General features: G+C 36.7%; 20 protein-coding genes. 7 read left to right on the top strand and 13 right to left on the bottom strand.

The window, feature by feature from the left end; translation table 11 throughout:
• Positions 1-59: 59 nt before the first annotated feature.
• The 5 genes from acs to CRO15_RS07265 all read right to left on the bottom strand — a co-directional run bounded on the left by acs (position 60) and on the right by CRO15_RS07265 (position 6,181).
• Complete coding sequence (acs, locus tag CRO15_RS07285) at positions 60-1,967, bottom strand: acetate--CoA ligase (RefSeq protein WP_097045150.1); 1,908 nt, start codon at positions 1,965-1,967, stop codon at positions 60-62.
• 169 nt (positions 1,968-2,136) lie between these two features.
• On the bottom strand, positions 2,137-3,912 hold the full coding sequence (locus CRO15_RS07280) for a sodium:solute symporter family protein (RefSeq protein WP_097045149.1): 1,776 nt from the start codon (positions 3,910-3,912) through the stop codon (positions 2,137-2,139).
• A 3-nt stretch (positions 3,913-3,915) separates the two neighbouring features.
• Positions 3,916-4,170, bottom strand: coding sequence for a DUF4212 domain-containing protein (locus CRO15_RS07275; RefSeq protein WP_097045148.1), 255 nt, complete (start codon positions 4,168-4,170; stop codon positions 3,916-3,918).
• A 94-nt stretch (positions 4,171-4,264) separates the two neighbouring features.
• Complete coding sequence (locus CRO15_RS07270; RefSeq protein ID WP_097045147.1) at positions 4,265-5,221, bottom strand: phosphoribosylaminoimidazolesuccinocarboxamide synthase; 957 nt, start codon at positions 5,219-5,221, stop codon at positions 4,265-4,267.
• Positions 5,222-5,227: 6 nt separating this feature from the next.
• The gene (locus tag CRO15_RS07265) at positions 5,228-6,181 is read right to left on the bottom strand and encodes a PhoH family protein (protein ID WP_097045146.1); all 954 of its coding nucleotides are present in this window, start codon (positions 6,179-6,181) and stop codon (positions 5,228-5,230) included.
• Positions 6,182-6,302: 121 nt separating this feature from the next.
• Here CRO15_RS07265 and CRO15_RS07260 point away from each other — a divergent pair, with 121 nt between their 5' ends.
• From CRO15_RS07260 to dnaN, 5 genes are all read left to right on the top strand, one after another.
• A complete protein-coding gene (locus CRO15_RS07260) occupies positions 6,303-7,133 on the top strand; it encodes an SAM hydrolase/SAM-dependent halogenase family protein (RefSeq protein WP_097045145.1) in 831 nt (276 codons plus the stop codon).
• Positions 7,134-7,436 carry a putative quinol monooxygenase gene (locus tag CRO15_RS07255; protein WP_097045144.1) on the top strand — a complete coding sequence of 101 codons (303 nt, stop codon included), beginning with the start codon at positions 7,134-7,136 and terminating at the stop codon, positions 7,434-7,436.
• Positions 7,436-8,167 carry a gliding motility-associated ABC transporter permease subunit GldF gene (gene gldF / locus CRO15_RS07250; protein WP_097045143.1) on the top strand — a complete coding sequence of 244 codons (732 nt, stop codon included), beginning with the start codon at positions 7,436-7,438 and terminating at the stop codon, positions 8,165-8,167. The genes CRO15_RS07255 and gldF overlap by 1 nt, the downstream gene beginning before the upstream one ends.
• Positions 8,167-9,831 (top strand): gliding motility-associated ABC transporter substrate-binding protein GldG, encoded by a 1,665-nt coding sequence (gene gldG, locus CRO15_RS07245; protein ID WP_097045142.1) that lies wholly within the window; start codon positions 8,167-8,169, stop codon positions 9,829-9,831. Before gldF ends, gldG begins: the two co-directional genes overlap by 1 nt.
• 109 nt (positions 9,832-9,940) lie before the next feature.
• Positions 9,941-11,059 carry a DNA polymerase III subunit beta gene (dnaN, locus tag CRO15_RS07240; protein WP_097045141.1) on the top strand — a complete coding sequence of 373 codons (1,119 nt, stop codon included), beginning with the start codon at positions 9,941-9,943 and terminating at the stop codon, positions 11,057-11,059.
• Between the two features lie 54 nt (positions 11,060-11,113).
• On the opposite strand, the gene CRO15_RS07235 is transcribed toward dnaN, so the two are convergent.
• Positions 11,114-11,473 (bottom strand): DUF4870 domain-containing protein, encoded by a 360-nt coding sequence (locus CRO15_RS07235; protein ID WP_097045140.1) that lies wholly within the window; start codon positions 11,471-11,473, stop codon positions 11,114-11,116.
• 86 nt (positions 11,474-11,559) lie between these two features.
• Here CRO15_RS07235 and mnmE point away from each other — a divergent pair, with 86 nt between their 5' ends.
• Entirely contained in the window at positions 11,560-12,930 is a 1,371-nt protein-coding gene (gene mnmE / locus CRO15_RS07230; RefSeq protein ID WP_097045139.1) for a tRNA uridine-5-carboxymethylaminomethyl(34) synthesis GTPase MnmE, read from the top strand.
• A gap of 88 nt (positions 12,931-13,018) precedes the next feature.
• On the opposite strand, the gene CRO15_RS07225 is transcribed toward mnmE, so the two are convergent.
• The 7 genes from CRO15_RS07225 to CRO15_RS07195 all read right to left on the bottom strand — a co-directional run bounded on the left by CRO15_RS07225 (position 13,019) and on the right by CRO15_RS07195 (position 22,074).
• Positions 13,019-13,594 carry a hypothetical protein gene (locus CRO15_RS07225; RefSeq protein ID WP_097045138.1) on the bottom strand — a complete coding sequence of 192 codons (576 nt, stop codon included), beginning with the start codon at positions 13,592-13,594 and terminating at the stop codon, positions 13,019-13,021.
• Between the two features lie 33 nt (positions 13,595-13,627).
• Positions 13,628-14,257, bottom strand: coding sequence for a collagen-like protein (locus CRO15_RS07220; RefSeq protein WP_133067226.1), 630 nt, complete (start codon positions 14,255-14,257; stop codon positions 13,628-13,630).
• A 490-nt stretch (positions 14,258-14,747) separates the two neighbouring features.
• Complete coding sequence (locus CRO15_RS07215; RefSeq protein WP_097045136.1) at positions 14,748-15,140, bottom strand: ester cyclase; 393 nt, start codon at positions 15,138-15,140, stop codon at positions 14,748-14,750.
• Positions 15,141-15,252: 112 nt separating this feature from the next.
• Positions 15,253-16,104 (bottom strand): helix-turn-helix transcriptional regulator, encoded by an 852-nt coding sequence (locus tag CRO15_RS07210; RefSeq protein ID WP_097045135.1) that lies wholly within the window; start codon positions 16,102-16,104, stop codon positions 15,253-15,255.
• A gap of 116 nt (positions 16,105-16,220) precedes the next feature.
• Positions 16,221-17,909: a hypothetical protein gene (locus CRO15_RS07205; protein WP_133067225.1), complete on the bottom strand. Its 1,689-nt coding sequence runs from the start codon at positions 17,907-17,909 to the stop codon at positions 16,221-16,223.
• Positions 17,910-17,998: 89 nt separating this feature from the next.
• Positions 17,999-19,252, bottom strand: a complete 1,254-nt coding sequence (locus tag CRO15_RS07200; protein ID WP_165769930.1) for a DUF4249 domain-containing protein — start codon at positions 19,250-19,252, stop codon at positions 17,999-18,001.
• A gap of 44 nt (positions 19,253-19,296) precedes the next feature.
• Positions 19,297-22,074 (bottom strand): TonB-dependent receptor, encoded by a 2,778-nt coding sequence (locus CRO15_RS07195; RefSeq protein WP_097045132.1) that lies wholly within the window; start codon positions 22,072-22,074, stop codon positions 19,297-19,299.
• 379 nt (positions 22,075-22,453) lie between these two features.
• On the opposite strand from CRO15_RS07195, the gene CRO15_RS07190 reads away from it, so the two are divergent.
• Entirely contained in the window at positions 22,454-23,194 is a 741-nt protein-coding gene (locus tag CRO15_RS07190) for a tyrosine-protein phosphatase (protein WP_097045131.1), read from the top strand.

Below are 23,194 nucleotides of genomic sequence, written 5' to 3'. Positions count from 1 at the left end.
TTTCAAGCTCCGAAAAATAGAAACGGAATTACTGGATTACTGAATTTCATCAAAAGAGTTTATAAACTCTCTTCCATAATCTTTTCCACTACCTCTGGATTTAACAAGGTTGAAATATCTCCAAGATTACTAGTATCCTTTGAAGCTATTTTTCTAAGGATACGACGCATGATTTTTCCGCTTCGGGTTTTGGGAAGTCCGGGTACAAATTGAATCTTGTTCAATTTGGCTATTGGCCCAATATGTTCTGTAATCATCTGGTTGATTTCCTTTTTCAAATTGTCACGATCCCTTGATTCACCAGTTTCTTTTAAGATTACATATCCATAAAGTGCATTGCCTTTTATATCATGTGGAAAACCAACTATTGCCGATTCTGCCACCGCTGGATGTTCATTAATAGCATCTTCAATAGGTGCAGTACCCAAATTATGTCCGGAAACTATTATTACATCATCTACCCTTCCAGTAATACGATAATACCCCACCTCATCACGGAGTGCGCCATCACCGGTAAAATATTTTCCCTCAAAAGCAGAAAAATAGGTATCCTTATAGCGTTGGTGGTCTCCCCAAATGGTTCGGGCCATAGATGGCCATGGGAATTTTATACAAAGTCTACCATCCACTTGGTTGCCATGAATTTCATTTCCATTTTCATCCATCAATGCGGGTTGTACACCAGGCATTGGCAAAGTGGCATAGGTAGGTTTGGTAGGTGTTGAGAAAGGTACAGGGGAAATCAATATTCCTCCTGTTTCTGTTTGCCACCAAGTATCTACAATTGGGCATTTCTTTTCTCCAACATGATCATTGTACCAGTGCCATGCTTCTTCATTAATTGGTTCGCCAACAGTTCCCAATACTTTTAAGCTAGAAAGGTCATGCTTTGTAACAAAGTCTAAATTTTCTTTGGCCAATGCTCTTATCGCTGTTGGCGCTGTATAAAATTGGGTGACTTTATGCTTTTCTACTATTTCCCAAAACCTTCCAAAATCAGGATAAGAAGGTACACCTTCAAACATTACCGTAGTAGCTCCGTTAGCCAATGGTCCATAGACAATATAAGAGTGACCTGTAATCCAACCTATATCGGCAGTACACCAGTACACATCATCTTCACGATATTGGAACACATTTTTAAATGTAAATGCTGTATACACCATGTAACCAGCAGTAGTGTGCATCATCCCTTTAGGTCTACCAGTAGATCCAGAGGTATACAAAATAAATAACGGGTCTTCAGCATCCATAATTTCAGGAGCACAATCCGCATAAGCTTTGTCCAATAGTGGCTGTAACCAATGATCACGACCACTTTTCATATAAATATCAGCTTTGGTTCGTTTAGCCACCAAAACAGTTTCAACTCCAGGACACTGGTCCAATGCATCATCCACAATTCCTTTTAAATCAATGGTCTTTCCCCCTCTGTAAGAACCATCCGAGGTTAACACCATTTTTGCTTCACAATCATTAACCCGTGTAGCCAAAGCTGTGGATGAAAACCCTGCAAAAACCACAGAATGGACAGCACCAATCCTGGCACAGGCTAAAACTGAAATAGCAAGTTCTGGAATCATGGGCAAATAAATCACTACCCTATCTCCTTTCTTAATCCCATTGTCTTTTAAGACATTGGCAAATTTGCACACACGTTCATGAAGCTGTTTATAGGTAATATGTTCAGCTTCCTCGTCTGGGTTATTAGGTTCAAAAAGAATAGCAGTCTTATCCCTTCGGATATGTAAATGTCTATCAATACAGTTTTCTGTAATGTTGAGCTTGGCTCCATTAAACCATTTTACTTCGGGCTTTGAGAAATCCCATTCCAATACATTTTCCCAACGTTTACGCCAAACAAAATGTTCTTCTGCAATTTCTTCCCAAAATGCTTCAGGATTTCTAACTGATTTTCGATATACCTGAAAGTACTCTTCTAAATGTTTAATGTGGTAGTTGCTCATGGTCTTTGCTCCAAAATTTACGAAGAACTAAAAATAGCAAAAATGTTATACTGCCCGATCCCTCTTCATATTTATCTCAACAAAATTGCGCATCTCATATTTTGAGGCACAAAAAAATACTGAATAGCCAATTAAAGTGTAAAATAATTTAGAATCTTATTTTTTTTAATCAATGCTCAATAGCTTCACCTGCTCCACTGGGAATTCTTATGTTCTCCACAATTTCCTGAACGGATTCAGGCGGAGCAGCATAAAATCTTGATACCACTAGTGCTATGGCAAAATTGACCAACATTCCCACGGTTCCAAAACCCTCCGGGGAAATTCCAAACCACCAATCATTTGCAGTACTGGTTTCCGAATCTCCAATCCACCCCAATTTAAAACGTGCAATATAGTATGTGGTTATGACCAACCCAGCAATCATTCCTGTAATGGCTCCTTCCCTATTCATACGCTTACTAAAAATACCCATTACAATGGCTGGAAAAAACGAAGATGCTGCCAAACCAAAAGCCAGGGCCACTACTGAAGCTACAAAACCAGGAGGGTGGATTCCAAAATATCCGGCTACCACAACTGCAAGAACTGCCGCAAGGCGAGCAATCAACAATTCTTTTTTGTCCGAAATGTCTGGAGCAAATTGTTTCTTGATCAAATCATGAGAAATGGAAGTAGAAATTACCAAAAGTAACCCAGCCGCAGTAGAAAGTGCCGCCGCCAATCCGCCAGCAGCCACCAAAGCAATGATCCAATTGGGCAAACCAGCAATTTCCGGATTTGCCAATACGGTAATATCACGATCCACATACAGTTCATTGGCAGTATTACTAGCATTAGATATTTTTCGTTGCCCATGCGTTCCTTTTCCCTGAACAAACATTGGCTTTTTACCCTCTATTGCTGAACCAGGTAGGTATTGGATTTTTCCATCTCCATTTTTATCGGTCCAGGCGATAAGTCCTGTATCTTCCCATTTGGTAAACCAAGATGGAATTTCTTGATATGGTGTATCCTCAACCGTTTCCATCAAATTGGTACGTGCAAAAACAGCAATTGCGGGAGCAGTTGTATACAAAATGGCAATAAACAACAGTGCATACCCTGCCGACTTTCTGGCATCCCTTACCTTAGGTACAGTAAAGAAACGGATGATAACATGAGGCAAGCCAGCGGTACCCAACATCAAGGCTGCTGTGATAAAAAAGACATCAGTTGTTGATTTGGTACCGTCAGTATAAGCTGTAAAACCTAGTTCAGTCATTAATCCATCCAGTTTATCCAATAGAAACACTCCATCTTCACCGGCTGAACCAAAACCTAGTTGCGGAATTGGGTTACCCGTAGCCATTATCGAAATAAAAATGGCAGGAACCATAAATGCAAAAATAAGTACGCAATATTGTGCCACTTGGGTATAGGTAATTCCCTTCATACCGCCCAAAAAGGCATAGAACAACACCACTGCCATTCCAATATAAACCCCTGTATTCACCTCAACATCAAGAAATCGTGAAAAAACCACTCCAACACCTCTCATTTGTCCGGCAACATAAGTAAAGGACACAAAAAGAGCAGCAATCACGGCAACTGTTCGTGCCACATTGCTATAATACCTATCTCCTATAAAATCAGGTACCGTAAATTTTCCAAACTTTCGCAGGTAAGGAGCAAGTAAAAGGGCCAACAGCACATAGCCTCCTGTCCAACCCATGAGATATACAGAACCATCATAACCTGAAAAGGCGATGATTCCCGCCATCCCTAAAAAAGATGCTGCTGACATCCAATCGGCAGCTGTGGCCAACCCATTGGCCAATGGAGAAACTCCTCCCCCAGCAACGTAAAATTCTTTTGTTGAACTGGCCCTGGACCAAATAGCAATTCCAATATATAATGCAAAAGTGATTCCGACGATGATAAACGTCCAAGTTTGAATTTCCATAGCTTATTCGTTTACCTTGTATTTTTTATCCAACTTGTTCATTAAGCGCACATAAATGAAAATAAGGAGCACAAAAACATAAATTGAGCCTTGTTGGGCAAACCAAAAACCTAGTTTAAAGCCCCCTAAGCGTATGGTGTTCAATTCATCTACGAGAAGAATTCCGAATCCATATGAGACCAAAAACCAGATTATGAGTAGAATAGCGAGATATCTTAAATTCTCTCGCCAATATTTTTTGCGTTGCGAAGCGTCCATTCCAAGGTTGGTTTATTCTTGAAATATATGAAATCTGAAGCAACTGTCGGTCATAAACTACAGGCTCCCACAAAAATCCCTCTAAAATTGATATTTACTGAATAGTATTCAAGTAGTTAGAAACGTTTTGTCCAATACGCTCTTGAATGTTGGAAACATTAGCCTTCTCGAAAGCTTCTCCCGTAATACTTTCGTATAACTCAATATAACGTTCTGAAACCGATTCGATGTATTCATCACTCATTTCTGGTAGTGTTTGGCCTTCCAATCCTTGAAAACCATTTGAAATAAGCCATTGACGTACAAATTCCTTGGAGAGTTGTTTTTGAGCCTCACCTTTTGCCTGACGTTGTTCATATCCCTCAGCATAAAAATATCGGGATGAATCCGGTGTATGGATTTCATCAATCAACACAATTTCCCCATCCTTAGTCTTTCCAAACTCATATTTGGTATCCACAAGAATCAATCCTCTTTTGGCTGCCAATTCTGTTCCTCTTTGGAATAAGGCCTTTGTATATTTTTCTAAAACGGCATAATCCTCAGCTGAAACAATTCCCCGTTCCAGGATTTCCGCTTTGGAGATATCCTCATCATGGTCACCTTGTTCCGCTTTAGTGGCTGGTGTAATGATGGGGTCTGGAAATTTGTCATTCTCTTTGATACCCTCTGGCATAGGTTCCCCACATAAAATGCGTTTTCCAGCGCTGTATTCGCGAGCGGCATGTCCAGACATATAACCTCTAATCACCATCTCAACCTTAAAAGGTTTACAAGCTTTACCCACTGCAACATTTGCATCTGGAGTGGCCATAAGCCAATTGGGAACAATATCCTCCGTGGCCTTCATCATTTTGGTGGCAATCTGGTTTAGAATTTGTCCTTTATAGGGAATTCCTTTGGGCATTACCACATCAAAGGCTGAAAGACGATCCGTGGCAATCATCAACAAAATATCATTTTCCAGGGTATAAACTTCCCTTACTTTTCCTTTGTAAACCGATTTCTGTCCTGAGAAATGGAAATTGGTGTCCATCAATGTGTTTGGCATGCTGGGCTAGTTTGTGTGCTCAATATTTTTATAGGCGTCAATAACTTTTTTGACCAGTTTATGGCGAATCACATCTTTATCGTCTAAATAAATTATGCTGATGCCCTGAACATTTTTAAGAATCAAAAGTGCCTCTTTAAGTCCAGAGATTACCCGTCGTGGCAAATCGATTTGACCTGGATCACCGGTTAGCAAGAATTTGGCATTCTTGCCCATTCTGGTTAGGAACATCTTCATTTGGGCATGGGTGGTGTTTTGGGCTTCATCCAAAATTACAAAGGCATTATCCAGCGTTCTACCTCGCATAAAGGCCATTGGCGCAATTTGGATAGTACCATCCTCAATGTATTTTTCCAATTTTTCAGGCGCAATCATATCACGCAGTGCGTCGTACAACGGTTGCATATAGGGATCCAACTTTTCTTTTAAATCACCTGGAAGAAATCCTAAATTTTCGCCTGCCTCCACTGCGGGACGGGTCAAAATAATCCGTCGCACCTGTTTTTCTTTCAAAGCTTTTACCGCCAAAGCAACTCCAGTATAGGTTTTTCCAGTTCCAGCGGGACCAATAGCGAAAACCATATCGTCTTTTTTACATGCGTCCACCAACCTTCTCTGGTTTGCAGTTTGGGCCTTTATCAACCTTCCACTAACCCCATGTACCAAAACCTCACCACTACTTTTGGATGAACTGTAATCTTCTTGGCCATTACTGGTTAATACCCGCTCTATTGAGTTTTCATCCAGCTTGTTGTATTTGGCAAAATGGGCCGTAAGCATATCAAAACGCCTATCAAACTCCTCCAGCAACGCTTCATCTCCGTATACTTTAATTTTGCTGCCGCGGGCCACAATTTTTAGCTTGGGGAAGTACTTTTTCAGTAGCTCAATATTCTCATTCTGCTGCCCAAAGAATTCCTGTGGGCTTATCTCCGTGAGTTCAATAATAAGTTCGTTCAATAAAAATGGGATGTTTAAAGGTTATTTTGAAGAATTTTTATTCTTTCTTTTTACTTAATTTTACCCCACAAACTTAACCAAAAAACGATTTGAACCGGGAAAAACATATCAACAGTATTGCATGGCAATAATAACCTTAACTACTGATTTTGGGCATAAGGATCACTTTGTTGGTGCAATAAAAGGGACTATTCTCAATAACTTGCCCGATGTCAACATTGTTGATATTTCTCATGAGATAAACCCGTTCAACATTCAAGAGTGTGCCTATATTCTTAAAAATGCATACCGCTCTTTTCCGCAGGGCTCTGTACATATTGTAGGTGTAGACTCCGAAGAATCACCGGAAAATCGGCATATTGCTGTTCAAGTGGATGGGCATTATTTTGTAAGTGCCAACAATGGGGTTATTTCATTAATCACTTCAGAAATAAAACCTGAAAAAATTGTAGAAATAAGTATTCCAGATATTCGTCCAAGTTCATTTCCAGTTTTGGATGTGTTTGTGCAGGTAGCCTGCCATATTTCAAGAGGAGGAACTTTGGAAGTAATTGGCAAATCTTTTGATGCTTTGAAGGAGCTTCGTGAATTTGAACCCCGTATTTCCAATAATGGAAAGACCATTACGGGCAATGTGGTATATATTGATAATTATGGCAACGTTATCACCAATATTCAAAAAAGTCTTTTCGAGGCCTATCGCAATGGTCGTGATTTTGAAGTGATTGCCCGGACGAACAAAATAACAGCGATTCATAACAGCTATAACGGCATCATTAATTTTAATTTGGAAAAAGGACAGCGCAGAGGGCCTGGGGATGCTCTAGCACTCTTTAATTCCACAGGGTATATTGAGCTTGCAATCTATAAAAGTGATTTGAACACTGTTGGTGGTGCCTCTACCCTACTTGGGTTGAATTACAGGGATACCGTGACCATAAATTTTCTATAAATGCTGATACGTATCGTTAAACTCACTTTTAAACCCGAAAATATTCCTAGTTTTGAACAAATCTTTGAAACTACAAAATCAGGGATTACGGATTTTGAAGGTTGCAACATGGTAGAATTGTACCAAGACCTTAAAAATCCATGTATCTTTTTTACATACAGCTTTTGGGATAACGAATCGGATTTGGAGAATTATAGGACATCAGATTTTTTTAAAGAGGTTTGGAGCAAAACCAAACTATTGTTTGCTGAAAAACCCGAAGCCTGGAGTGTGACCAAATTACAATCTTCAACCCCAAGTTAATGTTTGCAATTTTTAAACGAGAGGTACGGTCCTTTTTCACATCGCCAATCGGTTATTTGATTGTTGGGCTTTTTTTATTGCTCAATGGATTATTTTTATGGGTATTTAAAGGGGATTACAACGTTTTTGACTACGGGTTTGCCGATTTGGGCAACCTGTTTTTATTGGCTCCGTGGATATTTATCTTTTTGGTTCCTGCAATTACCATGAAAAGTTTTTCGGAAGAACGAAAAGTGGGGACATTGGAATTATTATTGATAAAACCTATATCCATATGGAAACTGGTACTGGGTAAATTTTGTGGTGCCCTCTTTCTTTGTGTTATAGCTGTGATTCCCACCATTATTTATGTATTTGCAATTTCCAGTTTGGGTATGGTTGAGGGAAATTTTGATTCTGGGATTATGATAGGTTCTTATTTTGGACTCTTCTTCCTTATTGCGGCATATACCTCCATAGGTGTTTTTGCATCAACAATATCTGATAACCAGATTATTTCCTTCATCATCGGTATTCTTATTTGTTTTTTGATGTTCAACGGGTTTGATGCCATTTCTTCTCTATTTCCAAATGGAGAAACCCAACAATTTGTGCAAAGTATGGGAGCAAAAGCGCATTTTGATAGTATTGCCAGTGGAATTGTAGATACCCGAGACCTGATATTTTTTGTTTCGGTTTCGTTATTCTTTTTATATCTGACTTTTCAACGCTTAAAACAATTGCCGCGCTAATGGGAAAGTTCCTGATTTCAACTTTAAAAGCTCTTGTCGCTGTCGTTGCTTTAAATATAGCTGGCAACTTTTTTTATGGTAGGTTCGATTTAACAGAGGACAAACGATTTACGTTGTCCCAACCTTCCATTGAAGCTGTCAAAAAGTTTAATGCTCCTGTAATTGTTGATGTGTTATTGGATGGGAGTATTCCTCCGGAGTTTGCCAAATTGAAGGTCGAAACATTGCAATTGTTAGAATCCTTTGCCTCCAAGAACAAAAACGTTCAATACAATCTGGTAAATCCGTTAGCTGATGAAGCCCAAACCCAACAGACCATCGCTGATTTACAGCGAATAGGTCTGAAACCCGCCAATGTGACCATAGAAGAAAACGGGAAAGTGTCGCAAGAGTTGGTTTTCCCCTGGGCAATGGTCAACTACAACAACCAAACAGTTAAAGTGTCTTTGCTCAAAAATAAATTGGGTTCATCCATGGAAGATCGTATTAATAATTCCGTTCAACAATTGGAGTATGCATATGCGGATGCGTTCACCAAGTTAAGCATTACAGAGAAGAAACGCATAGCGGTCATAAAAGGCAATGGGGAACTGGAAGACATTTATATTGCGGATTACTTGACCACCATCCGTGATTATTACAATGTTGGTGCCATTACGCTGGATTCTGTTGCTTCAAACCCTCAAAAGGTGTTAGATCAACTGAACGAATTTGATCTTGCCCTAATTGCAAAACCAACTAAAGCCTTTTCAGATGAAGAGAAATATGTAATGGATCAATTTGTGGTCAATGGCGGAAGGTCAATTTGGTTACTAGATCAAGTGGCCATGGAAGTGGATAGTATTTTTAGTGGTGGTGGAAACGCTATGGCCCTGCCTCGTAATCTGAATCTAAAGGATTTCTTTTTCAAATTTGGTTTACGTATCAATCCTGTTCTTATTAATGATCTATATTTCACACAAATTGTGTTGGCTTCTGGTGAAGGGAATGATTCGCAATACAATCCAGTTCCATGGTATTACAACCCCATGGTATTTTCAAGAAATAATCATCCAATAAACACCAATATTGAGGCGGTGCGTTATCAATTTACCAGCCCCATTGACGTTTTGGAAAATGACTACGCAAAGACAGTACTACTGCAAAGCTCACCATTGTCAAAAACTGAAGGTACTCCCAAACAAATAGGGTTAAACATATTAAACAATCAACCCAATAAGGAATCGTACTCCGATGGAAATCATCCTTTAGCTGTTTTGGTAGAAGGTAATTTCAGCTCAACATTTAAAAATCGGATAAAACCCCTTAACCTTGAAAACTCCCTGGAAGAAGGGCCTGAAAATAAAATGATCGTGATTTCGGACGGTGATGTCATCAAAAACCAAATACGAAACGGCAGACCATTGGAATTGGGTTATGACAAATGGACAAATAGCTCGTACGGAAACAAGGAATTTCTGGTGAATTGTATCAATTATCTTTTAGATGACACCGGACTTATAAACATTAGAAACAAGAGAGTTTCAATTCCATTGTTGGATGTTGAGAAAATTGCTTCACAAAAAAGCAAATGGCAACTTATAAATATTGGGGTTCCCGTGCTTTTAACTATAGTTATCGGTATTTTCTTTAGCTACTATCGTAAACGAAAATATAGCTTGTAAGTGTTGATAAATTTGTTTCGTTGCTAAGACGTTTTGGAATATATTTGTTTTTATCGTTTTTAATAGCTCCGTTTGTTGAACGGAAATCAATTCTAAAAGAATTTCTTTAATGAAGTTTATCGTATCCAGTACATATTTATTAAAACAATTGCAGGTTTTGGGAGGTGTTATCAATAATAGCAACACACTGCCCATTTTGGACAATTTTCTTTTTGATCTTAAACAAACCAAACTAACGGTTTCCGCTTCGGATTTGGAAACTACAATGAGTTCTGTGTTAGAAGTTGATTCTGATGCCGAAGGTACAATTGCTGTTCCTGCCAGATTATTGTTGGACACATTAAAAACCTTCCCAGAACAACCCCTTACATTTGTTGTTGAGGATAACAATACGGTAGAGATAAGCTCCAATCACGGTAAATATGCTTTGGCTTATGCAGATGGAGCAGAATTTCCAAAAGCGGTTGAGGTTTCAAATCCAAGCTCCACTACCCTTTTGGGTGATATTTTGGCCACTGCCATCAACAAGACCATATTCGCAGCTGGTAACGACGACCTTCGTCCGGTAATGAGTGGGGTTTTCTTCCAATTTTCAACTGAAAATCTAACGTTTGTAGCAACTGACGCCCATAAACTGGTAAAATATCAACGTAATGATGTTTCTGCTTCCGAAGTTGCGGAATTTATCATGCCCAAAAAGCCATTGAACCTTTTAAAGGGAATTTTAGCGGGCTCTGAATCTGAAGTTACCATTGAATATAATGATAGTAACGCAAAATTCATTTTTGATAATTCAGAATTGATCTGTAGGCTAATTGATGGAAAATACCCTAACTACGAAGCCGTTATTCCAAAAGAAAACCCAAATCAGCTGTCCATCCCAAGAAATCAATTCTTGAGCTCTGTGCGCAGGGTTTCCATATTTTCCAATAAGACCACACATCAAATCCGATTAAAAATAGCAGGTGCAGAACTGAATATTTCTGCTGAAGATGTGGACTATAGCAATAAAGCTGAAGAGCGACTTTCATGTTCTTACCAAGGTGACGATATGCAAATAGGGTTCAATTCAAGGTTCTTGGTTGAAATGCTCAACAATCTATCCTCGGATGACGTGTCCCTGGAAATGAGTTTGCCTAACAGAGCTGGTATTCTAACCCCAGTTGATGGGTTGGATGAAGGTGAATTGGTTACTATGCTGGTAATGCCAGTGATGTTAAACGGGTAGAACCAATTCTACTGAAAAAATTATAAAGCTGGGTAATGTCCCAGCTTTTTTAGTTTATAGAAACGGTATGGTCAAAAAATTAGATGGAGATTCACCATTAGATGCTTTAACGGCATTTACAATAGGCAAAACAAATCCTAAAATTCCAACGCCAATAAGTCCTAGGATTCCTAATCCAAACAATAAAATAGCCGGAATACTAATAATAATGTATAACAGGAGACTTAGCTGAAAATTGATAATAGATTTTCCATGTTCATCCATTCCCTCTACACTTCTTCTAGAGGTGAGCCAAATGACCAGAGGCACAATAAAGCCTCCAAAACCTGTTACATAATGTAATAATTGTGTGAGATGAGCAATGGACAAGAGCGTGTTGTCCTTTCTAATTGCATTTTGATTGATGACTTCCATTTTTGATTGATTTAATGATTGTACTATATCAGTATATAAATTCCGCTCAATGTTACACCATTTAACGAATTCGTATTTTTGCCAACATGTATGACCAAGATAACATAATAGCTCTAGCCACTCCCTCAGGTGCAGGTGCAATAGCCGTAATAAGGGTTTCAGGGCCTAACTCCATAAAGATTGTGGATTCATATTTCAAATCCATTACCGGCAAAAAATTGAATGAACAAAAAAGTCATACCATACACTTAGGTCATATTATTGCTAATGACAAAGCATTGGACAAAGTGTTAGTATCCATTTTTAAAAACCCAAATTCGTATACCGGTGAAAATGTAGTGGAAATATCCTGTCATGGATCTCCTTATATTCAGCAGCAACTTATTCAGCTCTTTTTGCGTAAAGGATGTCGAATGGCTTCCGCTGGGGAGTTTACACTGCGTGCTTTTTTGAATGGAAAAATGGATTTAAGTCAGGCAGAAGCGGTTGCCGACCTTATAGCCAGTGATAGCGAAGCTTCCCATGAAATTGCCATGCAACAGATGCGTGGTGGTTTTAGCAATGAAATTAAAGAACTTAGAGAGGAGCTATTAAATTTTGCTTCTTTAATTGAGCTAGAATTGGATTTTTCTGAAGAAGATGTGGAGTTTGCCAATAGGGAGCAGTTTAACCAACTTTTGAGCAAAATCAGTGAGGTCCTGAAAAAGCTTATTGATTCATTTGCCTTGGGCAATGTCATAAAAAATGGAATTCCAGTAGCCATTGTTGGGGAGCCCAATGTGGGAAAATCTACGCTTCTGAACGCATTATTGAATGAGGAAAGAGCCATTGTCAGCGATATTGCCGGTACTACCCGTGATACTGTTGAAGACCAGATAAGCATCAATGGAATTAATTTTAGGTTTATTGATACAGCTGGGATTCGGGAAACTACTGATGCTGTAGAAAAAATTGGCATTGAACGTACTTTTGATAAAGTTGAAAAGGCCAGGTTGATTATTTATCTTTTTGATGGGTCAAATAATGATACTTCTCAATATCTAGCCATAAAACATAAATATCCAAATAAAGAACTCTTACCAATTTGTAACAAAGTGGATATGCTAGGTGATTTGGAAATCAATTCCATAAAGCAACAACTACCTGAAACTTTATTCCTTTCTGCCAAAATGGGAACCGGTATATCTAATTTGGAACAAAAGTTACTCTCATTGGTAGATTCTGGAAAGTTAAGTAGTGGTGAAACCATCGTAACCAATAGCAGACATTATGATTCATTATTGAAGGCATTGGAAGAAATTCAGAAGGTGAAAGAAGGTTTAGATATAGGTTTATCAAGTGATTTAATGGCCATAGATATTAGACAGGCACTGTATCATCTAGGAGAAATTACAGGCAATGTGACCACGGATGACTTATTAGGTAACATTTTTTCCAACTTTTGTATCGGCAAATAAATAAGTTGATTTTCTAATTTCATTTGGTTTTACCTTTCCATTAATAATTTTTACATATTCATAACACTTCCTCACCTCAAGAAAATGATTAACGAATACGAGGTCCTCTTTGTTTAAATAAATTGAATACCAGCATGGACCCATCACGACCAACATGATAGATGGTATTTTTTACACGCTTCAAATTTCGATACACAGTTTTAACATTTCCCCAGCTATGAAGTGTTACTTCCACCGAATTCGCACCTGGATCAAAAGAATAGCTAACTATATCCGGGTTGCCGCTAAACTTGTTCCGATCACTGAAGTAAGTCATTTGTTTAAATATTAAAATTGCACATTCATCTCCAAGAGGTTCACTATTGCCCTGAGACCAAGCTGTAAAATAATGGGTAGGTATATTAGACCCATTTCTTTCCCTACCCGGATTTACCGTTGTTACCTGCACCAGATAATTATAGTATGTACTTTTATTGGATTGGTTTACCCAATCAACAATATCTCTGAAATTATCATGTACATTTCCGCCGTTACAAAATATGTTTTGATAGGGTTTACCAGTTTTATAATTCTTGGTTTCCCTTGGTGCATTTTTAATTTGTGAACTCGAGGCAAACGATATAAAGAAAAGTGTGATTGCGGTAATTATTTTTATGGTTTTCATGTTTACTGCTTAATAAATTAGATAAATACTTGTTTAATCTTCCAGCCCAAAGTAATTCATTACTTGCTGATAATTGTTGATATCCACTCCTTCCATTTTTAATTTAGAAAACCATTCAGTTTTTGTATTTTTTCCTAATGTCTGAGTATTGGAAGATTCAATAACCACAACTTTTACCAAATCATACTGCCCTTCATACAAGTCGGTAACAGGGGCATTCGTGGAATTATCATAAAAGACAACATAAAAACCTCCAACACCCATTTCTACTTCTATAAGATGATTAAGGCTTTTACTTGGTATGGGATAATATGCAGATATTTGCTGACCATCTACGTCAAACGCATCAGTTCGCCTAATAAAGAATAAGATTGCGTCATTTTTCAATACACCTTCCGTAAGTTCAGGGAATTCTATCAGTAAATAATTTAATCCGCCGAAGTCATATGTAGATGTATCAAAAATATAGGTCTGTACATTCGCATTTCCGTTCTCTCCATCCTGTCCGTCAGTTCCATCTTCTCCATCTTGGCCCGGGTTTCCTTGAATACCCTGTTCTCCTTGCGGACCTGCCGGACCTACTGCTCCGTCTTTTGAGCACGCTATCACAATGAAACTTGATAACAACACAAAATACTTAAGTTTCAAAATTGAATTTTTCATAATAATTTGTTTAAAGGTTATTGTTTCTATAAAAATTAGAGAGAATTGATAAGTGCAATTTAAATATGGATTTTGAGTATAAATTGCCCTTGGGTTGCAAATAATTGTACCCATGTTGCTATTTAAAAGGCAAGGGGATTCACTTAAAAAAACAACGATTTCTTTAGGACTGGGTAATTATGAAATAGAGCATATTTTTTCAATCATCCAATAGATATTGTTGGCTGCACGCCAATTTATAATATGCAATGTCTATTTGGGTCTAATAAGTGGATAACTGACAATAGAGTTCAATTGTTGTTTCATTTATATCTTCATTCAAAATGGGAAAACTCAAAAAAAGATGGATACTAGAAAATAATCTTACAACAAATTGTTTAAGAACTGTTTGGATTTATAAGTATAAACAATCAATATTTTCATTAAATCGCTAAATATCTGATGTAAACAATAAATGCTTTGATTGTACGAACCTTTTAAACGGATTTGCCTATTCTTGAATGGTCTGCGGTGTCATTACACCCAGTTGTTCCATAAGAATCATTTGATCCGCAATGAGCCACATATCAATGATTTTTTCGTTCATAATAGTATATCGAATTACAAAAGGTAAATCCATCTTTCTTCCCGTTGGCGGAATTCCATTAAATTCACCTCCATGAATTCCAGTTGCTCGTCCTTGGACAACGACCTTGTTTCCTTCTGTAATCATCTCCTCAATAAAAAGTTCATATTTGGGAAAAGCCCCTTCAAAAAATTGAATATGCTCTATCAATTTATCATCTTTCATATATCTCTCACAAAGCTCCCGTGTTTTTGCAATTCCAGATATGGCATTAAAATATTTAATAATGAATTCTCTGTTTTTCTTTAGATTATTCATAACAATGTGTTTTTAATATAGTGTCCTATTTTTTATGCCATCAAGTTAAAATGGATTTAAAAATTTGAGTTGACTGAATGTTGCAAAAAATTGTCATTAGGTTTCATTATGTTTATATAAAGTCCGAAGGATTAAATCCAAATTCATTTTGAAATGAACGTGTGAAATGGCTCTTGCTTACAAAACCTACTTCATAACCTACTTCACCAACATTCATATCTTTATCTTTTGATTGCAGCAGCTTTTTTGCCTTTTCCAATCGTACATATCTTAAATATTGCTGTGGCGACATTCGTGTAAGGTTCTTTATTTTTCTGAACAATTGTGTTCTGCTTAAGGCCATTGCAGATGCCAGTGCATCCACCTTGAAGTCAGAATCCGCCATATTAGAATGGATGACAGCATTCACTTTTCTTAAGAATACGCCTTCACCACTATCTCTTAAGTATGCCGCTTTTTCCATATTCTCTGTATTTGAGAAGTGAACGCTCAACCTTTTGCTTACTGCCGAAAAGTACATTGGGTAACTTTTGGGCAATAGATTATCATTACATTCTAATTCATCCTTTGTTAAAGGATTGGTCATTATAGGGATTAAAACGACAAATCGAGTTCCTTGTTTAAGTTTTTCAACACTAAGGTTTCTACTAACCGTTGATATGATTTCTCCTATTTTAGATAAATCCACCCCAGAATTCTCTACTGTAAGAATACATTGATCTCCATTTTGGTCAAATCCACTTAGAGCAACCTTAACTTGATGCAACTGAGGAGTAAAAGTCACAATCCGGCTTAATAGCATGGTGATTTCTGAAAGTATCTCTTCAGGGTTGTATTTAGCAAGTAAACTCTTTGAGGAAGATTCAAAAATTAGCTCTACATCTTGGGCAATTGCAAAAGGCTGGAGCCCCGTGACAAGGCTACGAAATAAAGACACAAGATCAGTATGAATAACAAAACTCATAATTTTCTATCGCTATTTACAATCCAATATAAAAGTGTTGTACCATAAAAGTCCTTGTATCGCATTGAACGTTTGCAGAATACTTGAAGACTACGTACTACACCAAAATATTACTTTCATCTAACCTCAATAGTCTGACTCACAAAAACGGGTCTTCCAAAAATCGAGAATCCCTCTAGTGTAATTTCATATATTCCAGGTATATCTGATGTATAGAAATCAAATGATTTTTCGGAACCTTGAAGCTTTACATTTGGATTCCAAAGTAATTGATATCTATTATCAGGGTGTCTTTTATACTTCTCCTTTTCTTCTTGTGAATAAGATTGATGGTAGTATTTCTTCTTTTTAACTGGTGGCATAATTTCTAAATACGCAATATTTTCCATTGATGTTTCCTCAAAATAGTTCTTATCGAAGGTTTCAATATTTATCATACCACGATAATTTTTGCCAGCAAGCTCAAACTTTTCCCTAACCACAGAAATATGGCTTATTGTTTTCGAATCAAATTCAACAATGCGTTTATGACTGGTAATTAGCATTCCATCAATAAACACCAAAGCACTTCGTTGTGGACCTTCATAGTTATCAAATAGCCTCACATTGAAAATGAAATTGTCTTTTCCTTGTTTTCTAATGGATGCATAAGGCAATATTTCAACCATTGTTTCAATTAAAGTGGGAAATCTGGTAAAATCATCCAAATCATATCTTTCTATCTCCCCTCCCCCATATGGATCATTCCGTTCTTTAATTTCAAGTGTATCCGGCCTTGCTTGATAGTAAGCATTTTCAATTTGATTACTAACACTCCTTTCCAGTATGGCAGATTCCATTGTACTATCCATACTGAATTCTTTAAACTTAAGATTGTCCAAGTTCAGGGGCGGGTCATGAATTAATTCTACTTTAAAGGCATCCTTATCCCCTTCTTCCAGCATTTGGGCAATAATAACAGGTTTGGTATAATTTTGGAAGATATCAACATGAAACTCACCTTCTGAATCCGTTACGGCTGCTTTTAACTGAAAATCAGTTCCGGGAATTGAAATTCCCACAATCTTATTTTCTACGCTTGTACCTTCGGTTCGAGGAACAATCTTGCCCGATATTCGCTCACCCAAGGTTTCTGGCAAATATTCAATGTTAAAATATTTAGGTAATTCATTTGCAGTGGCCCTGCTATGAGATTCAATAAAACTTATTGGATTCTGATCAACAAACTTATTCGGGAACTCTGATTTTCGCCTTACTGAAAGTGAATAATTACCATAACCAGAAGGACCTCTAAAATTTTTCAATTTTAGATTGACCTTGGTTCTCTTAGGGTAAGTGTTTTTATCCGCTTCAAGAACAAACCTTTTATCTTGTTGTATTTTTAGTCCAGATGCAGTTATAGAATTTTGAACAATTGAGCTGCTCTTATCTTTAAGTATTCTTGTTTGATTGCTTTGATATGGATTTATGATGCTTATATCATCTTGAAAAAACAATTCTGTTCTTCCGTTCCGCATCCATTTGGTATAGCCAATAAGTTTGTAAACTCCTGATGAAATTGAAGTTGGAACAAAAAAATCACCTTGCCCTCGACTATTTATAAGACTTACTTTGTGTTGAAATATTACCGTGCCATCATTAGATATCAATTGCAAATATGCGTAACTGCTTATTTTACTTGGTTGCTTGGTTTTATCATCAAGACAAAAGACTGTATAGTACAAATATTCTCCAGTAAACAATAAAGTGGTGTTTACACCTACATAAATTTTTTCACTTGACATCCCCTCGTACTTATCGTACACAGAGATCTGCTTAGTTTGAGCAGGGAGTGTACCCGACAAAATCGATAAAAATATAAGAGATATAAAAATTTTACTGTTCATATTTACTATTACTCAATCCAAAATTCTGGTTCCTCGTTGCTTCCCAATAAAGTACAATCACCACAAACCCTTGGAACGACAATATAAGGACCTGCTTCACAGCCTTGATTTTCGGTTTCACTCCAATAGGCAACAGACCCATCATCGATTAAGATGTACAACGACCGCTCCCTACAGTGAGGAAAGGTTGAGCTATTACATACTTGAGGTTGTGAAACAGGGGGCCTTGCCAAACTACTGCATTTAAAAGGGTAGTCAGGTAAAGGTTCGTCCGGAAAAAAATCGGTGTAACTAAAAAACAAACGTTTTGATGAAACTGATGCCACTTCAAATAAACCAAGAACTTTTTCCTCAGTATTGTTTTCAGATTTTACGTTGCCTTCCAAAAAACCAGGTTGAACATCTGTAAAAACACTTTCAGATGATGAAAAATCATCTAATGATTTATAATAACTGTATGCCTTTTCTGACTGGACATATTGCTTGACCAAAATACTGTAACGGTGAGAAAGAATATAATCGTCTGCAGGTATAAAACGTACAAGTTGGTTTTCAATAGTGCTCTCGTTTTGATTCTGTGTACTGACCTGAATAATTTCACTGGATGTTTGAAAACCATAGCAAATTTTCTGTTGTTCATCCCTTGCAACTATAGAAAAGTCATAGGTGTCCGGGCTTTTACATGGGTCATAATTTTCTAGTTTAAAATCAAGATTTACATATTTAGGAGCTATTATTTTATACGTTTCTTCATATTCATATCTAAAATATTGAGGGTTACCTGACAATGCGTTATTTTCCAAAAAAATCTTTACACCATCCTTATCAAAAGAATTTATCCCTCGTTCGGCCTTGATATTCCTTATTTGCGAGTTGGCATCAAACTTTTCCGAGCTTGAACTATATAAACTACCATCCTTTGTACTTATCTGCAGAGTATAGCCAACTCCCACTTTTGCTTCAAATTCATTATCCGACACATATCTACCCCCTTCAACTTCCGTAAATGAATACTCATTTAACAAATCGTCCATAATCTTTACATTGGCTCCAGTTTCTACTATAGTTGAATCCAGGTCAAAACTGTATCCCCTAGATAATACTACCTCATGGCGTTTTAGTTCATCCGTCAATAAGGCGTCAATGACTAGATTATTTCCGTTTGGTATGGTGAAATCATGAGGTTCTATGCAACCATTTATTAATACAATTAGATAAAAAGCAAAAACACATCTTGCAATAGTTCTGGATTTCCCTAACATAGAATCCCAGTTTAATACTTCGCTATTTTTACGTTGAAACACCATTAAAACTTAAAATTGTATGTGATTGAAGGAATCGGTACTCCAAAAATTGAACTTTTATAGGCCTTAACCTCACCCTGCTCCGAAACAAAAAAAACAGAATACGGATTAGCTCTTCCTAGCACGTTATAGATCGAGATGTTCCAAAAACTATGGGCCAATTTTTTTATTTTATGATTACCTTCAATATTAATTCCGATATCCAACCTGTAATAATCTGGTATTCTAAATTCGTTCCTGTTACTATAAAACACATACTCCGAATTATTAAAACTGTATTGTCCTATAGGATAAGTTATAGGTCTTCCTGTCTGATAAGAAAAATTCAACGAAGCGCTATATCGTCTTGTAAATTTATAATTTGCCACAAGGCTAACATCATGTGGCTTGTCATAGTTGGAAGGAAAATAATTGCCGCCATTGATTCGTTCTTCCGTAAAGAGACCATCAAATTTCAATTCCGACCTTGAATAGGTATACCCCAACCAACCATTAATTCTACCTTTATTTTTTCTCAAAAGGAATTCCAAGCCATAAGCTCTTCCATCACCCTGTATTACTTCTGTTTCAATCTGTTCATTCAATAAAATGCGTGCACCAGTTTTAAAATCAAGTATGTTTTTTGAATTTTTAAGGTATCCCTCAATACTGATCTCATAATTATCATCTTCAAAATTACTGAATATCCCCAGGGAGTATTGTTCGGCTTGTTGCGGTCTTATATTGGAGTCAGTAAGTTTCCAGGTATCAATAGGTGAAATGGTTGTGGTATTGCTTAAAGTATGGATATATTGATACATATTGTTGTAACTAGCCTTGATTGAAAAATCTGGCGTGAATAAATATCTAGCGGAGGCCCTGATTTCCGGCCCGCCATATGTTTTCACAATATCGTTTTTTCCATAACTGGTAGTTCCAAGAAACGTATCTTGGTTTCTTGGAAATCCTTCTTGGTAGTTTCTTTCAATTGTCTCTCCCAAAACCGCAAAGAAAGAATAGCGCAGACCTGCATTTATTGCAAACTTATCTGAGATTTTAAAATTATCTCCTATAAATAGAGCCCCTTCCAACGCTCTTTCTTTTGGAATTTTTACATTAGCTATAGAAGAACTTGATCCTTTTGGTTCTATATATCCTGGATTTACATCATACAACTTGGCAGATAATCCATAATCAATAAAATGAAGCGAATCTGGCACATAGTTCATTTTCAGTTTAAGTTCTGTTTCATCAATACCATAGCCGAGTTCAAAATCATTGTTTGATGGACCGTCATATCCAATATCAAATTTATACTGACTATTGTTCAATTGAAAATGTCCACTGTTCTTCTCATTGAATTTGTGGTTCCATTCCAATGAAATTGACCGGTTGCTGTAATGATGTATGGAATCTGCTGTGATACTGAATCTGTCATTACTAAAGTGCCCAGTCACTTTTAGACTATTATTTTCATTTAATTTGTGGGTATAGTTTGCGACCACATCATAAAATGAAGCTTCTTTGTTGTTCAAATCTTCATTATCAAGAGAACGAAGGACCCAATCTGAATAAGCTCCTCTTGCTCCTATAACCAAAGATGACGTGTCCTTTACAATTGGTATTTGCAATGCAATGTTACTGGTTACAGGGCCTATGGAACCTTCACCTTTAAATTTTTCTGTATTTCCATCAATGGTGGTAATGTCAAGTACCGCAGATAGCCTTCCGCCAAATTCCGCAGGTATATTGCCCTTATAAATTTTTACTCCTTTGGTGACAAAGGGGTTCAATGCCTGAAAAATACCAAAAAAGTGCGTGGGATTATAAACTACTGCATTGTCTAAAAGCACTAAATTTTGATCCGTTTTACCTCCGCGAATGTTGAGCCCTGTTGCTCCTTCTCCCGCGTTGGTAATTCCAGGTAATTTTGTGGCAACGGACAAGATATTCCGCTCGCCTAATACCAAAGGAATATCCTTGCTTTCTTCAGAATCAATCTGGTTTGTGCCAGCTATTTCCTCTTCAACATTCTTTTTTTGATTTCCCTGAACTACAACTTCTTCTAATTGTTCAATTCTCTCAACTAGATTAAAATTCAGTTCACCATCATTGTAAATGATTACTTTTTTTCTTTGCTTTTCTATACCCAATGCTACTGTCTCTAGCACATTAATTCCTGGAGGTAAGTTTATTTCATAATTACCGTTAAGGTCCGTTACTGTGCCAATTCCTTTAGTTCTTTCAATCAAGGTCAGATTTGGTATAGGGGAATTATTGTTGCTGTTTTCTACATACCCTCTAAGTTTAAATGTTTTACGAACATTCCCTGGCTTTTCTTTACCAATTCGTACTGTTTTTATTTCATCACTTTCCCGACTATTGTCCTCATTATAAAAAACCGGGGTATATATACTTTCAGATACTACTTCACTTTTAATTATAGTGTCATTGACAGGTCCCGTAAAATATCCTTGAGGAAGTTCATCATAGATGATATTGTTCTGACTCAATATCACTTTTTCATTAAGGATGTAAAAATTTAAAGGGGTGTTTTCAAAAGTTTTGTTTAGAATTTCATCGAGACTGGCATCCTTGAAATCAACGGAAATTGTTTCAGAATTATCCTCAAGCCACTCCTCCAAATAATAAAATCGATAATTGGAAGATTCCTCTATACTATGAAGAATCGATTGGATGTTAGAACCCGTATAAGAAATTGATATTTTAACCGTATCCTGTTGAGCACTTACAGAAGTAATCATTAAAACTAATTGGAATACAAATAATGTTCTTTTCATTAAGGTTGAAATATGTCCAATTGCAAATAGAAAACTGAAAATCCAGATTTACTGCAAATTGTCAAATTTTCGATTAATAGGATATGGCAAAAAACATTGAATTTAACAATTTAAATCCTACTTTACAAAATGTGATGATTTTTACAATAGTCCATGTACTTTCAATTTCTTAATTGTTAAAAAAGATCTTAAGAAGGTCGTTCCTTTAATTGTCTCAACGTTCCTCAGTTGAAGCTCTAAAGAATGATTCCCCTGCCATCATTACAAAATAGATTTGAAAAGATAATTTGTCCAAAAGCGAACTATAACATTCAATTTGTAATCTCAATCAAAAGGCCTCAAGCATTAATGCCCTATCTTTGCTTTCCAAATTTTTATCATGTTCAGCTTTTTCCAGAAGAAAGTATTTTTGGCAGATTATCTGCATGGGTTGGTGGATATGCACAATCATATACTACCTGGAATAGATGATGGTTGTAAAACCGTTGATGATTCCGTTGAGCTATTGAACTTTTTTTTAGAGTTTGGAATAAGCAATTTTATATGCACTCCACATATAATGAATCATTACCATCCAAATACTCCAAATACAATAAAAGAATCTTATAACTCTCTTAAGCAGGAATTATCTGCTCTAGGTTTGGATAAGTTCAATATTGATTATGCAGCAGAACATATGATAGATGATGGTTTTGAAACTTTATTGGAAGAAAACACCATTATGCCTTTAAAAAAACATCACCTACTCATTGAAATGTCTTATCTACAACCATCCTTCAATTTTGACAGTGCTGTTGAAAAAATTATGCAGTGCAACTATTTCCCAATCTTGGCTCATCCAGAACGATACATTTATTATCACAAAAAATATGATGAATATAAATACTATAAATCAAAAGGAATCCAATTTCAACTGAATTTCCTCTCTCTTTCTGGTCATTATGGAACAGATATCCAGAAGACCGCAATGAAGCTCCTTAACGATAATATGATTGATTTTTGCGCATCTGACGCGCATAATCTTAAGCATTTGCAAGCAATAAAGGAAATTAAAATATCTACTAAGACATTAAGTAGAATTTTGCCTGTGATAGAAAATACGATTGATAATTTTTACTGA

The organism is Flagellimonas pacifica (assembly GCF_900215465.1).
Taxonomy (GTDB): Bacteria; Bacteroidota; Bacteroidia; order Flavobacteriales; family Flavobacteriaceae; genus Flagellimonas; species Flagellimonas pacifica.
Note: the sequence above shows the minus strand (reverse complement) of the source record. Positions and strands in the feature narration are given on the sequence as shown.

Excerpts from the sequence above, each read along its gene's own strand:
- gldF (WP_097045143.1), top strand. The coding sequence starts at position 7,436 with ATGTTTGCAATTTTTAAACGAGAGGTACGGTCCTTTTTCACATCGCCA.
- mnmE (WP_097045139.1), top strand. The coding sequence starts at position 11,560 with ATGTATGACCAAGATAACATAATAGCTCTAGCCACTCCCTCAGGTGCA.
- CRO15_RS07235 (WP_097045140.1), bottom strand. The coding sequence starts at position 11,473 with ATGGAAGTCATCAATCAAAATGCAATTAGAAAGGACAACACGCTCTTG.
- CRO15_RS07255 (WP_097045144.1), top strand. The coding sequence starts at position 7,134 with ATGCTGATACGTATCGTTAAACTCACTTTTAAACCCGAAAATATTCCT.
- CRO15_RS07195 (WP_097045132.1), bottom strand. The coding sequence starts at position 22,074 with ATGAAAAGAACATTATTTGTATTCCAATTAGTTTTAATGATTACTTCT.
- dnaN (WP_097045141.1), top strand. The coding sequence starts at position 9,941 with ATGAAGTTTATCGTATCCAGTACATATTTATTAAAACAATTGCAGGTT.
- CRO15_RS07225 (WP_097045138.1), bottom strand. The coding sequence starts at position 13,594 with ATGAAAACCATAAAAATAATTACCGCAATCACACTTTTCTTTATATCG.
- CRO15_RS07215 (WP_097045136.1), bottom strand. The coding sequence starts at position 15,140 with ATGAATAATCTAAAGAAAAACAGAGAATTCATTATTAAATATTTTAAT.
- CRO15_RS07200 (WP_165769930.1), bottom strand. The coding sequence starts at position 19,252 with ATGTTAGGGAAATCCAGAACTATTGCAAGATGTGTTTTTGCTTTTTAT.
- CRO15_RS07260 (WP_097045145.1), top strand. The coding sequence starts at position 6,303 with ATGGCAATAATAACCTTAACTACTGATTTTGGGCATAAGGATCACTTT.
- CRO15_RS07190 (WP_097045131.1), top strand. The coding sequence starts at position 22,454 with ATGTTCAGCTTTTTCCAGAAGAAAGTATTTTTGGCAGATTATCTGCAT.
- CRO15_RS07270 (WP_097045147.1), bottom strand. The coding sequence starts at position 5,221 with ATGCCAAACACATTGATGGACACCAATTTCCATTTCTCAGGACAGAAA.
- CRO15_RS07275 (WP_097045148.1), bottom strand. The coding sequence starts at position 4,170 with ATGGACGCTTCGCAACGCAAAAAATATTGGCGAGAGAATTTAAGATAT.
- CRO15_RS07280 (WP_097045149.1), bottom strand. The coding sequence starts at position 3,912 with ATGGAAATTCAAACTTGGACGTTTATCATCGTCGGAATCACTTTTGCA.
- gldG (WP_097045142.1), top strand. The coding sequence starts at position 8,167 with ATGGGAAAGTTCCTGATTTCAACTTTAAAAGCTCTTGTCGCTGTCGTT.
- CRO15_RS07220 (WP_133067226.1), bottom strand. The coding sequence starts at position 14,257 with ATGAAAAATTCAATTTTGAAACTTAAGTATTTTGTGTTGTTATCAAGT.
- acs (WP_097045150.1), bottom strand. The coding sequence starts at position 1,967 with ATGAGCAACTACCACATTAAACATTTAGAAGAGTACTTTCAGGTATAT.
- CRO15_RS07210 (WP_097045135.1), bottom strand. The coding sequence starts at position 16,104 with ATGAGTTTTGTTATTCATACTGATCTTGTGTCTTTATTTCGTAGCCTT.